The 15510-nt window shown below is 66.3% G+C and carries 13 protein-coding genes; 4 read left to right on the forward strand and 9 right to left on the reverse strand.

The genetic code is table 11. The features are described from left to right. Positions 1-2: 2 nt before the first annotated feature. From AC1DR6_RS12350 to AC1DR6_RS12385, 8 genes are all read right to left on the reverse strand, one after another. A complete protein-coding gene (locus AC1DR6_RS12350; RefSeq protein ID WP_476829527.1) occupies positions 3-881 on the reverse strand; it encodes a branched-chain amino acid ABC transporter permease in 879 nt (292 codons plus the stop codon). Continuing rightward, a complete protein-coding gene (locus AC1DR6_RS12355) occupies positions 874-1677 on the reverse strand; it encodes an ABC transporter ATP-binding protein (RefSeq protein ID WP_476829528.1) in 804 nt (267 codons plus the stop codon). Before AC1DR6_RS12355 ends, AC1DR6_RS12350 begins: the two co-directional genes overlap by 8 nt. Continuing rightward, the gene (locus tag AC1DR6_RS12360) at positions 1674-2645 is read right to left on the reverse strand and encodes a branched-chain amino acid ABC transporter permease (RefSeq protein ID WP_476829529.1); all 972 of its coding nucleotides are present in this window, start codon (positions 2643-2645) and stop codon (positions 1674-1676) included. Before AC1DR6_RS12360 ends, AC1DR6_RS12355 begins: the two co-directional genes overlap by 4 nt. Then, positions 2614-3375 carry an ABC transporter ATP-binding protein gene (locus tag AC1DR6_RS12365; protein ID WP_476829530.1) on the reverse strand — a complete coding sequence of 254 codons (762 nt, stop codon included), beginning with the start codon at positions 3373-3375 and terminating at the stop codon, positions 2614-2616. Before AC1DR6_RS12365 ends, AC1DR6_RS12360 begins: the two co-directional genes overlap by 32 nt. Continuing rightward, positions 3372-4514: an ABC transporter substrate-binding protein gene (locus tag AC1DR6_RS12370; protein ID WP_476829531.1), complete on the reverse strand. Its 1143-nt coding sequence runs from the start codon at positions 4512-4514 to the stop codon at positions 3372-3374. The genes AC1DR6_RS12365 and AC1DR6_RS12370 overlap by 4 nt, the downstream gene beginning before the upstream one ends. An 82-nt stretch (positions 4515-4596) precedes the next feature. Next, on the reverse strand, positions 4597-6165 hold the full coding sequence (locus tag AC1DR6_RS12375; RefSeq protein WP_476829532.1) for a hydantoinase B/oxoprolinase family protein: 1569 nt from the start codon (positions 6163-6165) through the stop codon (positions 4597-4599). Between the two features lie 24 nt (positions 6166-6189). Next, the gene (locus tag AC1DR6_RS12380) at positions 6190-8253 is read right to left on the reverse strand and encodes a hydantoinase/oxoprolinase family protein (RefSeq protein ID WP_476829533.1); all 2064 of its coding nucleotides are present in this window, start codon (positions 8251-8253) and stop codon (positions 6190-6192) included. Between the two features lie 40 nt (positions 8254-8293). Further along, entirely contained in the window at positions 8294-9088 is a 795-nt protein-coding gene (locus tag AC1DR6_RS12385) for an IclR family transcriptional regulator (protein ID WP_476829534.1), read from the reverse strand. A 322-nt stretch (positions 9089-9410) separates the two neighbouring features. On the opposite strand from AC1DR6_RS12385, the gene AC1DR6_RS12390 reads away from it, so the two are divergent. Beyond that, entirely contained in the window at positions 9411-9803 is a 393-nt protein-coding gene (locus AC1DR6_RS12390; RefSeq protein ID WP_476829535.1) for a DUF427 domain-containing protein, read from the forward strand. A 29-nt stretch (positions 9804-9832) separates the two neighbouring features. On the opposite strand, the gene AC1DR6_RS12395 is transcribed toward AC1DR6_RS12390, so the two are convergent. Continuing rightward, positions 9833-10510, reverse strand: coding sequence for a GntR family transcriptional regulator (locus tag AC1DR6_RS12395; RefSeq protein ID WP_476829536.1), 678 nt, complete (start codon positions 10508-10510; stop codon positions 9833-9835). A 168-nt stretch (positions 10511-10678) separates the two neighbouring features. Between AC1DR6_RS12395 and AC1DR6_RS12400 the strand changes: the two genes are divergently transcribed. From AC1DR6_RS12400 to AC1DR6_RS12410, 3 genes are all read left to right on the forward strand, one after another. Next, the gene (locus AC1DR6_RS12400; RefSeq protein ID WP_476829537.1) at positions 10679-11800 is read left to right on the forward strand and encodes a sugar ABC transporter substrate-binding protein; all 1122 of its coding nucleotides are present in this window, start codon (positions 10679-10681) and stop codon (positions 11798-11800) included. Positions 11801-11870: 70 nt separating this feature from the next. Next, on the forward strand, positions 11871-13448 hold the full coding sequence (locus tag AC1DR6_RS12405; protein WP_476829538.1) for a sugar ABC transporter ATP-binding protein: 1578 nt from the start codon (positions 11871-11873) through the stop codon (positions 13446-13448). Beyond that, positions 13445-15505 (forward strand): ABC transporter permease, encoded by a 2061-nt coding sequence (locus tag AC1DR6_RS12410; protein ID WP_476829539.1) that lies wholly within the window; start codon positions 13445-13447, stop codon positions 15503-15505. The genes AC1DR6_RS12405 and AC1DR6_RS12410 overlap by 4 nt, the downstream gene beginning before the upstream one ends. The last annotated feature ends 5 nt before the right edge of the window (positions 15506-15510 follow it).

The following is a 15510-nucleotide window of genomic DNA, read 5'->3' on the forward strand; positions in this document are numbered from 1 at the left end:
GGTTATTTGGCTGTGCCGAGGATTCCCGACGGCCGGATGAACAGGAAGAGCAGCAGCACCGAAAGCGCTGCGACGTTCTTCAGCCCAGCACCGAAGCCGACGATGGCGAGCGCCTGCAGCAGGCCCAGCATCAATCCGCCGAGGAAGGCCCCGAAGGGCCGCCCGAAGCCGCCGACGATTGCCGCAATGAAGCCGCTGATCGCGAAGGGCACGCCGACATTGAAGGCGGTATACTGCGTCGGCGTGATCAGGATGCCTGCAATGGCGCCGAGCGCCGCGCTGAGCGCGAAGGCCAGCGCCAGCATGCGCGAGACCGGGATGCCCTGCAGGGCCGCAGCCTCGCGGTTGATCGAGCAAGCCCGCATCGCCTTGCCGGTTCGCGTCAGGCCGAAGAAGGCCGCGAGCGCCGCGACGATCGCCAAGGACCCGCCGACGATCCAGATCAGCTGGTAGCCGATCGCGACGGACCCGAACATCAGCGGCGGCCTGTCGGTGAAGACAGGCAGCGTCTTGGGCTGGTCGCCGACCGCGATCAGGGTCAGGCGCTCGATCACGATCTGGGTGGCGAGCGTCGCCAGGATCATCACGAACATCGTCGCCTTGCGGTTCCACAAGGGCCGGACGACGACGCGCTCGATCATGACGCCCAGCACCGCAACCGCCGCGATCGCGATCAGGGCCGCAAGCGGTAAAGGCATGCCGCTGCGCGCAAACAAGACCTGGGTGATCATGCCGCCGAGCATCACGAATGCGCCCTGCGCAAAGTTCACGATGCCGCTCGCGTTGTAGATCACGCAGAAGCCGATCCCGATCAGCCCGTAGACGCAGCCGATGCCGAGCCCGCTTACGAGCACCTGCGGGATGTAGGACAAGTCAGCCATGGGCCGCCTCCTGCGTGGCGGAATCAGTCGCGGAAGGCTTGCCGGTGCCGAGATAGGCTGCGATTACGGCAGGGTTTGCGCGCACCTCGGCGGGTGTGCCCTGGGCGATCTTGCGGCCGAAATCGACCACGACGACGCGGTCCGCGGTGGTCATCACCAGCGTCATGTCGTGTTCGATCAGGAGTACGCTTGTCCCGTCCTGGGCGATGCGGCGGATGATGCGCGACAGGGCCGCAGATTCCTCGGTGTTGAGGCCAGCAGCCGGCTCGTCGAGCAGGATGAGCTTCGGCCCTGCCGCCATGGCGCGCGCCAGTTCGAGCATGCGCTGGCGGCCATAAGGCAGGCCCGAGGCCGGCTCGTCGGCAAAGGTTTCCAGCCCGGCGAAAGCCAGTAACGCGCGTGCTCTCGCATCGACGTCGGCCTCCTCGCGGCGTGACGAGGCCGGCTGCAGCAGCGCTGCAAACAGTCCGGCCTTGCCTTGCAGGTGGCAGCCGACCTTGACGTTGTCGAGCACGCTCAGATCCTCGAACAGCTTGACCAACTGGAATGTCCGCACCAGGCCGCCAGCCGCGACCTTATGAGCAGGCAGGCCCGTGATGTCGCGCCCTTCGAACAGGATCCGCCCCGCACTCGGGGGCAGCGCGCCGGAGATCAGATTGAAGAGCGTTGTCTTGCCGGCGCCGTTGGGGCCGATCACGGCGGTGACGCCCTCGGCCGGCACTTCGAACGAGATGTCGTCGACCGCGACAAGCCCGCCGAAACGGCGCGTCACGCCTTCCAGTTTGAGGCGGCTCATGAGCGGCCTCGCGGGGCAAACAGGCCGGCGAGACCACGTGGCGCGTAGATCAGCAGCAGGATCAGCGCCACGCCATAAGCAAGGTCCTGATAGTCCTTGAAGGGGCGAAAGGTCTCTGGCAGCAGGCTGACGATCAGCGCCCCAACCAGCGGCCCCGCGACGGTGCCGATACCGCCGACATAGAGCATCGTGAAGGTGAGGATCACCATGTGCAGCCCGAAGACCTCGGGGCTGACATAGCCGACGACATGGACGAAGAGCGAGCCGGCAAGCGCCGCGAACCCCGCCGAGAGCAGGAAAGCCATCAGCTTGTAACGGGAGACGTCGATGCCGAGTGCGGTCGCCGCCTCCTCGCTGCCCGCGACCGCCGAGAGCGCGCGACCGAAGCGCGAGCGGCGGATACGCGATGCGGCGAAGGCAGAGGCCGCGACGACGAGCGAGAGCATGACGAGCTGGCYCCTGTCGGACGTGACCTCATAGGCGCCGATGCCGAAGGGCGGGATGCCGGAGATGCCAAGATAGCCTTGCGTCAACGACTGCCATTCGACCGTGATCTCATAGGTGATCAGCCCGATGGCGAGCGTGCCCATGGCGAGATAATGACCCTTCAGCCGCAGCGCCGGAAAGCCGACGATCGCGGCGGCGAGTACGGCGGCCGTGATACCCACCGCCATGGCAGGCAACGGACTCCAGCCATAGGTCGCGGTCAGCACGGCCGAGCCATAGCCGCCGATCGCGGCAAAGGCGTTCTGGCCGAAGGAGACCTGAGCGGCAAAACCCATGAACAGGTTCAGGCCGGTGACGAAGACGGCGTAGATCAGCGCGAACGAGACCACGGTCGCGGCATAGCCGCCTACGACCATCGCGTAGCCGACCACGACCGCCGCGAACAGCCAGGGCAGCAGCCCCGCAAGTCGCGGCACACCGGTGCGCCGTTCAGGCGAAATAATGCTGGGCGAGATCGTCATGGGATGTGATGTCACGCGGATCGAGTTCGGCGACAATGCGCCCGAGCGAAAGCAGGTAGACGCGGCTTGCGAGTTCGAGCGCGAGAGGCGCCTTCTGCTCGACCAGCACGATCGCCAGGCCTTCGCGGTTCAGGAGGCCGAGCGTCTCCAGAATTTCTCCGGTAACGCGCGGCGCCAGGCCGAGCGAGGGCTCGTCCAGCAGCAGGAGCTTTGGGCCGGCCATCAGCGCGCGCCCGAGCGCGAGCATCTGCTGCTCGCCGCCCGACATCGAGCCGGCGGCCTGGCCGAGTCGTTCCTTCAGACGCGGGAACAGCGTCAGCACGCGCTCGCGGCGACGGTTGAACTCGGCCTTGTCGCGCAGGCGATAGGCACCGAGTTCAAGATTGTCGGAGACGCTCATCGGTGCGAACAGGCCACGCCCCTCCGGCACCAGCACGATGCCGCGCGAGGCAACCGCGACCGCGTCGCTCCGTGGCAAGAGGTCGCCCCGGAAACGAACCTCACCGCTATTTACCGAGAGCCCCATGATGGCGCGAAGCAGGGTCGACTTGCCGGCCCCGTTGGGGCCGAGCACCGCGACGAGTTCGCCCTCGCCAATGCGAATGTCGACCCCATGCAGCGCCTCGACATGGCCGTATCGCGCCGAAAGGTCGGTCGCGGCCAGGATCGGACGAGCAGGGCTCGACGCAGCAGCGCTCGTTTCGGTCCTGGCCGCGACCGCAGGGCTCACTGCACCACCTTGACCTTGCCGGCTTCGATGGTCGCCAGCACGAAGGGGTTCTCGGTGATGCCCTGATGCAGGTCGGGGCGGAAGTTGTAGAGGCCGGTCGTGCCCTGGAAGCCGCTCAGCGTCTCATAGGCGTCGCGCACCTTCTCGCCTTCGAAAGACTTCGCCTTCTCGATCGCCGCGACGGTCAGCATGACGCCGTCCCAGCCGCGCGAGGCCCAGTTCGGGTCGCGGTCCTTGTACTTCTCGCGCCAGGGATCGAGGAACGCCTTGATGCCGGTCTTGAGCGCGCCCTCGGGCAGCGCCTCGTAGACTTGCGAGGGCGAGGCAACGAAGAAGAACTTGTCGCCCAGCACCTCGGAAACCGGGCCGAACACGGCGAGGTCCTCGAGGCTGGTGAGCAGCAGCATGTCGGCGCCGAGCTGCTTGATGTTCTTGGCGGCGGTGAGCGTCGTGCCGCCGAGGCCTATCTTCAGGATCGCGCCGGCACCCGCCGCGCGCGCCTTGCTGATCTGCACGCTGAGATCGGCATCGTCCTGCTTGTACTGTTCGACCGAGACGACCTGGAGGCCGAACTTGGCGGCGTTGCGCTCGGCCACGCCCTTCTGAAGGTTCGCATAGGGCGTCGGGTCGTACAGCACCGCGATCTTGCGAATTTGAGTCTTTTCCTTGAGGTATTCCAGGCGCTTGTCGACCTCGAAGCCGGCGGGCGGCAAAGTGGTAAAGGCCCAGGGCAGGTGCTCGGCCTGCTGCGGCAGGATGGAGCACAGCATCATCGGCACCTTGGCACGCAGCAGCAGGCCCGCCGCCGCGAAATTACCCGCCGAGACGCAGCCGCTGACGAAGACGTCGACCTTGTCGGAGCTCAGCATCTTCCGATAGACAGTCACCGCCTCCTGAGGCTCGGAGCGGTTGTCCTCGACGATGACCTGGATCTTGCGGCCCATGACGCCGCCCTTGGCGTTGACCGCCGCCGCCGCCAGCTCGACACCGTCACGCCAGGCGCGGTCGACGGTGGCGGCATAGCCGGTCAGGCCGGCCGAGACGCCGATCTTGTAAGGCTCCTGCGCGCTGGCGGGCAACGCGCCGATCAAGGCCATGCCCACGGCCAATGCGGCCGCAACAAGGGTCTGCTTCATCATCTGTCCTCCCGGTTTCCTTTGGGTCCGGCTGGTCACCCGCGAAGGGGCCGCCGTTTTCTTTTTCTTGTCCTGCGCGATGGTTTCAGGCGAGCGGCTTGCCGTAGCCGCCGCCGCCCGGCGTCTCAAGCAGCACGATGTCGCCGGCCTGCATGGTCAGTTTCTTGGCCTCGCTGACGGACTTGCCGTTGACGAGGAAGCGCCCCGGCGCGCCCGACAGGCCGCCATTGATGCCATCGGGGCCACGCTCGAGCCGGCTCGGCACGGCGTTGAGCAGCCAGGCATGGTCGGTCCGCATGTGGAACTGGATGATCTGGCCATCGCCGCCCTGCATCCGGCCCTTGCCGCCGGACCCCGGGCGCAATTCCTTGCGATCGAAGACGACCGGCATGGCCGCCTCGAGGATTTCGATCGGCACGGCCGCGACGCCGGTCGGATAGCAGGTCGCACTCGGGCCGGGCTTGCCGGCGCGCGCGCCCATGCCGCCGGAATAGTTGAACATCGACGAGGTGAAGGGCTCGCCGTCCGGACGCCGGCCCTGAATCTGGATCGTCCAGACCGCGCCGGAGCCTTCGGCGAGGACCCGCTCCGGCATGACCTGATGAAGCGCCTTCAGGATCGGCATCGGCACGTACATGCCTACGACATGGCGTGCGTTCACCGGCGCCGGGTAGGCACAGTTGATGATCGAGCCCACCGGCGCGCGCACCACGATCGGTGCCAGTGACCCGGTGTTGTTGGGCAGGTCCGGGTTGAGGCAAGAGCGCACGGCAAAGGTCGAATAGGCGTGGGTGTAGTTCAGCACGACGTTGATACCCGTCGTCGTCTGCGGAGAGGAACCCGCGAAGTCGATGATGATCGTGCCGGCCTCGACATCCACCGTCAGCGCCGTCTTCAGCGTGATGATCTCGCCGCCCGGCACGTCGAACGAGGTCTCGCCGTGATAGGTGCCGGGCTTGAGCTTGCGGATGGCGTTCCGGGTCGCCTCCTCGGAGCGGTCGATGATCTCGTCCGACAAGGCCTCGATGTCGTCGATGCCGTAACGCTCGCACAGCGTGATCAGGTGCTCGGCCGCAGCCTCGCCCGAGGAGACCTGCGCAGAAAGGTCGCCGAACACCGCGTCGGGCGTGCGGACGTTGCGGCGGATGATGTCGTGCAGCATCTCGCTCGGCTTGCCGCGCTCATAGAGCTTGAGCGGCGGGATCCAAAGCCCCTCCTCATGCACGTCGCGGGCGCCGGCACCGATACCGTAGCCGCCAATGTCGGTGTGGTGGATGGTCGAGCCGATATAGGCGAGCAGCTTCTGCCCGTCGAAGATCGGCGTCAGGATAGTGATGTCGAAGAAGTGCCCGGCCGAGAGCCAGGGGTCGTTGGTGATCAGCACGTCGCCGGGCTCGCAGCGCCCTTCGAACAGGCGCACCAGATGGGCGCCGGCGATGGCGAGCGAGTTGATATGGCCCGGCGTACCGGTGTTGGCCTGGGCCACCATGCGCCCGCGCTGGTCGAAGAGCGCGCAGGCGAGGTCGCCGGCCTCGCGCACAATCGGGCTAAAGGCGATGCGCTGCAGCGCCTTGGCGCGCTCGTTGACGATGCCGATCAGGTTCGACCAGAGAATCTCGAGTTCGACGCCATCCATCGGGAGCGCCTTTGCCATGGGCTGTGACTTTGCCATCGGAGTTCAGCCTTTCGTGGCGACGATGCAGCCGAGCGCGTCGATCGTCGCACTCCAGCCGGGCGGAAGCGCGGTCGTGGTCTCGCGCTCCTCGATGATGGCGGGCCCGGTGATAGTCTGCCCGGCAGCAAGCGCTGAGCGCTCGTAGACGGGGACGGACTGGCCATCTTCCCAGGCATGGACCGGGCGGCGGCGCTTGGGCGCGCCGGCTTCGATCTGCGGCCGCTCCTGACCGTCGAAATGCGGCAAGGGACCGCGCGCGACGACGCGCCAGGTCACAAGCTCGATCGGCACATGCGAGGGATTGACCCCGTAAAGCGTGCGATAGACGCCCTCGAACTGCGCGGTCAGCGCTGCCGTGTCGCGGCTTTTGCGCGGGTCGGTCTCGAAGATGATCGTGACCTCGTGCTGCTGGCCGACATAGCGCATATCGGCGCCGACGAGGATGGTAACGTCGGCAGCCGCGCAGCCGGATTCGCCCAGTGCCGTCAGGCCCTCGCTCTCGAGATCGCCGAGCACGCGGTCGACGCGGCTCCAGTCGAGATGGTCGACCCGCGTCAGGTCGCTGCGGACGAGATCGAGACGGACCGGGGTGACCAGCGTGCCGAAGGCGGACAACACGCTCGATTGCGGCGGCACGATCACGCTCGTGCTCTGCAGCAGATCCGCAACGCCGCAGGCATGCAAGGGGCCGGCACCGCCGAAGGCGAAAAGCGGCAAGCCGCGATAATCGACGCCGCGATCGGTGGCGTGCGTGCGCGCCGCCGAGGCCATGGCCTCCGTGACGATCCGATAGATACCGCGCGCCGCCTGCACCGCATTGAGCCCGAGCGCATCTCCCAACCGCATCAGGGCGGCGTCGCAGGCCGGTTTGTCGAGCGACATGTCGCCGCCGAGGAAGTTCTCGGCATCGATTAGCCCGAGCACTAGGTCGGCATCGGTGACGGTCGCGCTTTGGCCACCCTTGCCATAGCAGGCCGGCCCCGGATTGGAGCCGGCGCTCTCGGGACCGACCTTGAGCAGGCCGAGGTCGTCGACATGGGCGATACTGCCGCCGCCGGCGCCGATCTCGATCAGGTCGATCGACGGTACGGTGACGGGCAGGCCACTGCCCTCGCGGAAGCGGTAGCGCCTGTCGACCTCGAACAGGCCGGTGATCAGCGGCGTGCGGTTCTCGATCAGGCAGGCCTTGGCGGTGGTGCCGCCCATGTCGAAGGACATCAGCCGGTCGATGCCGAGCAGTTCGGCATAATGACAGGCGGCGAGTGCACCGGCGGCGGGGCCGCTCTCGATCATCCGCACGGGGTTCTTGCCGGCCGTCTCGGCCCCGACGACGCCGCCGGAGGACAGCATGATCAGGGGCGTGTTGGCGAAGCCCTCGACGCGCAACCTGTCGCTCAGGCGCTTGAGATAGGGCTGCGAGATCGGCATCGCATAGGCGTTGACCGTCGCGGTCGATGCCCGCTGGTATTCGCGAATCTGTGGCGCGACCTCGGCCGAGGTGCAGATGAAGACGTCGTTCAGTTCGCGCGAGAGCGCGGCTGCGACGATCGCCTCATTTTCCGGATTGGCGAAGCTGTTGAGGAAGCAGATCGCGATGGCGCGCGCGCCGCTGGCGCGCAGATCTTCTGCAAGCGCGGCGATGTCTTCCGGCGTCGGTGCAAGCGCCACCGTTCCGTCCGCCAGCACGCGCTCCTTGATGCCGAAGGTCAGGTCACGGGTCACCAGCGGCTCGGGGAACTCGATCTGCGGATCGTACATGTCGTAGCGGTGCTCGTTGCGGATCGAGAGCACGTCGCGGAAACCCTCGGTGACGACGAGTGCGGTGGGCAGTCCCTTGCGCTCGATCAGCGCGTTGGTGACGACCGTGGTAGCATGGACGACGACGCCGTCGATCGCATCGGCAGCGATACCCGCCTTGCCCATGACGGAATCGACACCCCGGAAGAAGCCTTCCAGCAGGTCGTGATGGGTGGTCAGCGTCTTGTCGACGCTCAAGGCTCCTCGCGAGTCGCGCAAGACGATGTCGGTGAAGGTCCCGCCTATGTCGACGGCTAGCGAATAGCTCATGCTCTCAGTCTTTCCGTGTCTTGCTGTCTTGCCGTGTCTGTCAGTCTTGCCAGTTCAAACCGCGCGAGATGCGTGCGGCGGCGCCGACGACCTCACGGATCTGTTCGGGATCGGGGACAGGTGTGATGAACTGCGTCGAGCCGACGATGGCGATCGAGCCGACGAGCGCATGGCGATGGTCGAAGACGGGAGCCGCCAGCGTGTTGACGCCAGTGATGACCTCGTCGGGAGCGGTCGCCCAGCCCCGTTCGCGAACGCTGTCGAGATCGGCAAGCAGGGCGTCTTTCGTGACGATTGTCGCCGGCGTCCAGGCCTGGAGCGGGCCGCTGGCGATCGCTGCCATGCGCTCCTGCGAGCCGAAGGCGAGCCAGATCTTGCCGTGCGCGCTGGCATGAAACGCGAGCCGCGTACCTGGCCGTGTCGCGAACTCGATCAGCGTTCGGCCCTGGATAAGTTCGAGGACGATCAGTTCGGCGTCGATCGCTGCGCAAACCGTGACCGCTTGTCCTGTGCGGTCGCGCAGGATCATGAGCTCTTCGCGGGCCGCGCTGACGATGTCGAAACGCTGCCGCAGCGACTCGCCCAGCACGAGCAGCTTAATGCCCGCCTCGTAGCGGCCGGTCTCCGCGTCCTGCCGCACGAAGCCGTGCTTCTGGAGCGTCACCAGATGCCGATAGATCGTGGCCTTCGAAGCCGACAGAGCCTCCGCGATCTGCGCGAGCGAGGACGCGCGGCTCTGCTGCACCAGATACTCGACCGCGCGAAGCGCGAGATCGAGCGTGCTGGTGCCGGCAGGCGCGGATTTACCCGCAGCGATGTCCGGATCGGTCGACAAGAGCGTTTCCTCGTGCGTTCCATTTCATATAATGAAACGTCATTTTGTTATTTGATACGCTATCGGTTTCCTAAGTGGCATGTCAAGCTGCTGTGGAGCCAGTTGGTCGCGTCAAGATCGCGCGACACGGTGGACACGTTTGATGGCGGCATCATCGTTGAGCATCGGAGACCAAATTCGAAATTGAAGGGATGCCAATTTCGCTTGCAGTCAGCTGTTCAATGTCGGCTGATGGCGCAGCTCTCCCGTGTTACGAACCATCGATCATGGTGCGCCCATCGCGGGCCGTCTCAACACGGCAGGAGGCAGGATAATGGCCACAATGGACACGCAATCACCGAAGACGGTCAAGATTCCGGGACCTGATCATCCAGTCAGCATCGCGCACAATCCCAAGCGTGTTGTGGTGACGGTCGCAGGCCGCGTCGTCGCCGACACGCGCCGAGCCCTGACGCTAAGAGAGGCGGCCTATGCTCCGGTCCAGTACGTTCCGCGCGAGGATGTCGACATGTCGCTTCTGGCAGCGAACTCGCACGCGACCTACTGCCCCTACAAAGGTGACTGCACGTATTTCAGCGTCCCAAACGGAGGCGGGCGCTCGATCAACGCCGCGTGGAGCTATCAGGCGCCCTTTGCCGCAGTCTCAGCCATCGCGGGCCTTATCGCGTTCTACCCCGACCGGGTCGACGCGATCGAGGAACGAACCGTCGACTGAAGGATGCCGCCGGCCTGTCCAGCTCCACGTTACGTCTTCAGAACGCGTCCCAGCGCCTTCGCCGCCTCGGTGATGTCGTCCTGCAGCGCCTGGCGCGCCGCCACGGGATCACCGTGTAGCAGCGCCGCATGGATCGCCTTGTGATCGCGGTTGGCGCTGGTCCAGTTGTCGGTTTCCTTGAGCAGATTGATGTAGGGGCCGATCTGCAGCCACAGCGACTCGATGATCGCGATCAGCGCCGGCGAGGCGGCCGCCTTGTAGATGGTGAAGTGAAAGTCGCGATTTGCCGGCACGAAGCGTGGCCGGTCCTTCACCGCTTTAGCCGCCTCCATGACCTCGATCAGTTCGTCGAGGTGGCGAAGATCGGACGGCGTGATCGCAGCGGCTGCCCATTGGGTTGCCATGCCCTCGATCTCGCACCGGACCCGCCTGAGGTCCTCCAGCCGCGCGGCACTCAGCGGCGGAATGCCGACGGAGCGGCCCGCCACCACCTTCAAGGCCTTTTCGGCCACCAGCCGGTGTATCGCCTCGCGCACCGGCATGGCGCTGACACCGAAGGCCTCCGATAGGCTGCTGACGGTCACGGTGCGGCCGGGCTCGATGTCGCCGTTCAGGATCATCTCCCGGATCCGGCCATAGACATTCTCCTGGATGGTTGCGCGGGAGATCGGCGAATAGGGCAGCTCCTGCGGGCGCGCGAGGCTCATTGTCTTGAAATCCGAGGTGTTCATCTGCCCGGACCATAGCGACGACCGCGGCGACATCAAATCGGCATTGCCTTGATATCTGATTTGTGATCTTTGATCAAAAATAATGAGGCATCGAAAGAGATGCCCTGCCGGTTGAACAGCGCAGCGTCTGGGAGGACGTCCATCATGAAGAAGAAGCACCTTGTCGCGGCAGCTGCCGCGCTGGCGTTGTCTGCGACCGCAGGCATCACGACCGCCCAGACGCCCGCCAAGCACAAGATCTTCCTGTCGATGAGCTTCATCGGCAACGATTGGCAGGGCGAGGCCGCCAACATGATCAAGGCCATGGCCGCGTCGAAGACGATGGCCGACAAGGTCGACCTGCAGGTCCAGGTGGCCGGTCCCAACGCCCAGCGCCAGATCCAGCAGATCAACGCTATGGTCCAGGCCGGCGCCAAGGCGATCATTGTCTTCCCGATCTCCCCGACCGCCCTCAATTCGGCCGTCAAGAACGCCTGCGAGAAGGGCGTGACCGTCATCGCCTATGATGGCGAGATCACCGAGCCTTGTGCCTACAACGTCGCGATCGACCAGGAAGAGGCCGGTCGTGTCACCGCCGAATGGCTGGTCAAGAAGTTGAACGGCAAGGGCAACATCGTCGCCATCACCGGCGTGCCGGGCACATCGGTCGACACGCTGCGCACCAAGGCGGCGAAGGAGGTCTTCACCAAGCACCCCGACATCAAGATCGTCAACGAGGCGGTCGGCATGTGGAGCCAGGCGGTCGCGCGCACCGAGCTCTCCAAGATTTTGGCCACCCGCAAATGGGACCAGGTCGACGGGCTGTGGATGCAGGTCGGCTGCTACACCGCCAACACGATGCAGCTCGAGGCCGGCATCCCCGAGGACAAGCTGAAGCCTTGCGCCGGCGAGGGCTCGAATGGCGGGCGCGTGCAGATGCTGCCGACCGGCACCGAGGTGGAAGGCGCCAACGGCACCTACAAGCCGATGGCCGCGCCGCGCATCTCCTACGCGTCCCCGCCCTATTCCGGCGCATTGGCGCTGAAGCTCGCCATCGCCAAGCTGGAAGGCAAGGAGGTCGCGAAGAAGACGGTCCTGCCGCTACCCGTCGTCACCAACGAGACGATCAAGCTCTGCCAGGAAGGCACCTGGGAGGAGATGAAAGCCGGCTGCAACGCCTTCAAGCCCTCGATCGTGACCAATCCGGGCTGGTTCGCCTCGATCTTCTCGAGCGAGACCCCTGAGATCGGCCTCAACGCCGCCCTTGTCGGGCAGCCCGAGAACTGATCGCCGCGCCGGGCGGCCCCCGCGCCGTCCGGGCTTCCGAACCTCGACAAAGCAGGAAGGACGGCCGCCCGTGCTTCAGCGCGAGATTTCCAGCGCCGCGCGCATCGCGGTCTCGGCCCGTGACCTGCGCAAGGTCTATGGCGCGACGATCGCCCTCAACGATGTCGGCTTCGATATCGTCGAGGGCGATACTCATGCGCTGCTGGGCGAGAACGGCGCCGGCAAGTCGACGCTGGTCAAGCTGCTCTCGGGGCTGGTGCGGCCGACCACTGGCGGCTTCGACATCTTCGGCACGCGTGCCGAGCTGCATTCTCCGGCCGCCTCCCATGGCCACGGCATCCGGACTGCCTTTCAGGAACTCAGCCTCGTCCGCGATCTCAGCGTGCTCGACAACATGCTGCTGCCGACGCCGCCATGCGGGCCGCTCGGCCTGATCCGGCGCCGGGAGGCGCGCCACGCAGTCGAGGCCCATCTCGACACGCTGGGTCTGGGGGCGATCGATCCGCGCTCGGAAATTCGCGACCTCGATCTCAACGAGCGGCAGAAGATCGAGATCGCGCGCGCCCTTTTCCGAAAGCCGCGCATTCTCCTGCTCGACGAGCCGACCTCGACATTGTCAGGCAGCGACATCGACTGGCTCGGCGAGATCATCGCCCGCTGCAAGGCCGAAGGCGTCACCACCGTTTTCATCTCACACCGCATGCGCGAGGTGCGCGCCTTTTGCGACCGCGTCACGGTTCTTCGCGGCGGCAAGCACATCGCGACGCGTCCGCTTGCCGAGGTCGGGGACGAGGAGTTGATCGGGCTGATCGCGGGTGGCAGCGGCGGCCACTCCTTCCCCCCGCGCCCGCCGCGCAGCCTCCTGTCCGACGATGCCGTGCTGGCGACGAGCGGGCTTTCGGTCGGCAACCGGCTCGACACGCTGGACCTGAACCTCCGCCAAGGCGAAATTCTCGGAGTCGCGGGGCTCCAGGGCATGGGCCAGCTCGAACTGTTCTCGGCGCTCTTCGGCACGGCCGAGAGCCGGGGCGAAATCCGGATCGACGGGCGCCCGGTCAGCCTGACCTCTCCGCGCGACGCGCTCGATGCCGGCGTCGGCATCGGCCTCGTTCCAGAGGACCGCAAGACCGAGGCTCTCTTTCTCAAGCTCGACGGCCGCTGCAACGTCTCTCTGCCGGTGATCGAGCGCTATAGCCGCTTCGGCCTCGTCGACCTCCGACAGGAGGAAACAGCGGTCGCCCGTGTGATGGCCCGTCTCAACGTTCAGATGCGGGCACTGTGGACGCCGGTAAAGGCCTTCTCCGGCGGCAACCAGCAGAAGATCGCCGTGGCGAAATGGCTCTTCGCCGAAAGCCGCATCCTGCTGCTATTCGACCCGACGCGCGGCATCGATGTCGGCACCAAGAACGATATCTATGCGCTGATGCGTGAATTCGCAGCGGCCGGCGGCTCGATCCTGTTCCATTCGACCGAGACGGCCGAGCTCGACCATCTCTGCGACCGGGTACTGGTGCTCTATCGCGGCAGGCTGGCAGCCAATCTCGAAGGCGATGCCATCACCGAGGATGCGATCCTGCGCGCCATGCTTGGGAGCGGTTCAATCGTGGTTGCCGACGAGCCGGCTCCCGCTCTGGAGGCCGCACGATGAGCGCCCTTGCCGCCACGGCACCGCAGATCCTTGCTTCGTCCCGCGTTCGGAACTGGCCGGATCGACTGCGCGGGCCGCTGATCGCGGTTGGCGTCTTCCTGATCTGCCTCGGGCTCGTGCGCTGGCTCAGCGGCGGCACGCTCGGCTATTACGAGCTCGGCACGCTGGCCGCCGGCGGCGCGACGCTCGCCATCGCCGCGAGCGGCCAGACCCTCGTCGTCCTGACGGGCGGCTTCGATCTGTCGGCTGCCGCCGTGATCTCGCTGGTCAACGTCACGCTCGCGGGCCAGATGCAGGACAGCCCCGGCTCGATCGCGCTGTGGGTCGTGCTCGGGATCGGGATCGGTGCCGCTACGGGCGCCTTCAACGGGCTCTTCATTGCGGGCCTGAGGCTCCAGCCGATCGTGGTGACGCTCGCCACCATGTTCATCCTGCAGGGCGTGACGCTGCTGGTGATGGACAAGCCCGGCGGGCAGATCCCGTCCGGCTTCGCCCAAGTGCTGACGGGGGACGCCATCCCTGGCCTGCTGCCTACGCCGGTGCTGCTGCTCGCGCTTCTCATCGCGCTCTGGCTCGCGTTGAAGAACACGCTGTTCGGCAAGGCCCTGCCGGCGTTGGGCTCGGATCGGGAGGCCGCGCGGGCTGCGGGTCTCAGTATCCGGCTGCACGAGTTCTTCGCCTATGTGCTGGCGGGCGGGCTCTATGGGCTGGCGGGCGTTTTCATCAGCGCCCAGACCGGCTCGGGCGATCCCCTGGTCGGCAATCCGATGCTGCTGCAGATGTTCGCGGCGGTCGTGCTCGGCGGCACGGTGCTGGGCGGCGGGCGCGGCGGCATCGTCGGCACGATCTTCGGCGCCTATGTGCTGATGCTGGTCGTCAACATCCTGCTCGTGCTCAACGTGCCGGCCTTTTACTCCTCCGTGGTCGAGGGGCTCATCCTCGTGCTGGCGGTGCTCGCCTCCTCTCTCGCCCGGGAGTCCGTCCTGCTGCGGACGTTAAGGCAGTCCGTCGCCCGCGCCGGAGCTCGGCGAGCCGGCCTGCTGCCGCGGCAGCTCGACCTGCCGCCAGCGCGCATTTCGCTGCCGATGAGCAACCCGGCCGTCGAGCGACCCGCCTGGTGGCGCCGCCACGGCGAAGCGCTGCGCAACGGGCTGCCGGCTTATCTCTGCTTCGTCGCGGTGCTGGTGGTGACCCAGTTCGTCCTTGGCAACACCATCCTGGCGTGGCCCTATTACGACTCGCTGATCGTGCTCGGCTGTTTCCTCGCGATCCTCGCTCTCGGCCAGGGCGCGGTGATCCTCACCGGCGGGCTCGACCTCTCTCTCCCCTGGACGATCGGGCTGTCGGGTATCCTCTGCGCCGGGCTGCTTTCAGGGTCGGATGCGGCACTGGTCTATGCCGTGCCTGCGGTGCTCGCGCTGGGTGCGCTGATCGGGCTGGTCAACGGGCTCGGCATCGTGGCGCTGGGCCTTTCGCCGATCGTGATGACGCTGGCGATGAACGGAATCCTGCAAGGAGCGGCGCTGGTCTATTCGGGCGGCACGCCGAGCGGCTTCGCGTCCCCCGCCCTGCGCTGGCTTATGACGGCTAAAGTCCATGGCCTCACGCCGATCGTGCCCTTCGTCGCGCTTTTCGCCGCCGGCGCGGCGATCCTGCTCGGTCGCACGGTTTTCGGACGGCGCGTCTATGCCATCGGCAATGGCGAGCGGCCGGCCGAACTCTCCGGAGTCCCCGTCAAGGCCACGCTGGTCAAGGTCTACATGCTGTCGGGCCTGTGCGCGGCGCTGGTCGGCATCCTGCTCTCCGGCTTTTCCGGACAGGCTAGTCTGGGCATGGGCGACGACTATCTGCTGCCCTCCATCGCGGTCGTGGTGGTCGGCGGCGCGCTCATCACCGGCGGGCGCGGCTCGTATCTCGGCATGCTCGGCGGCGTTCTGCTGCTCACCGCGCTCCAGACGCTGCTCGCCGGAACCACCCTTCCCTATGCCATCCGCGCCATTCTTTACGGCGTGGTGGTGCTCGGCGCCGTCGTGGCGCTGCGCGAACGCTCGCACTAAGGAGA

The sequence above is a fragment of the Allobosea sp. P5_A5 genome, from assembly GCF_056400625.1.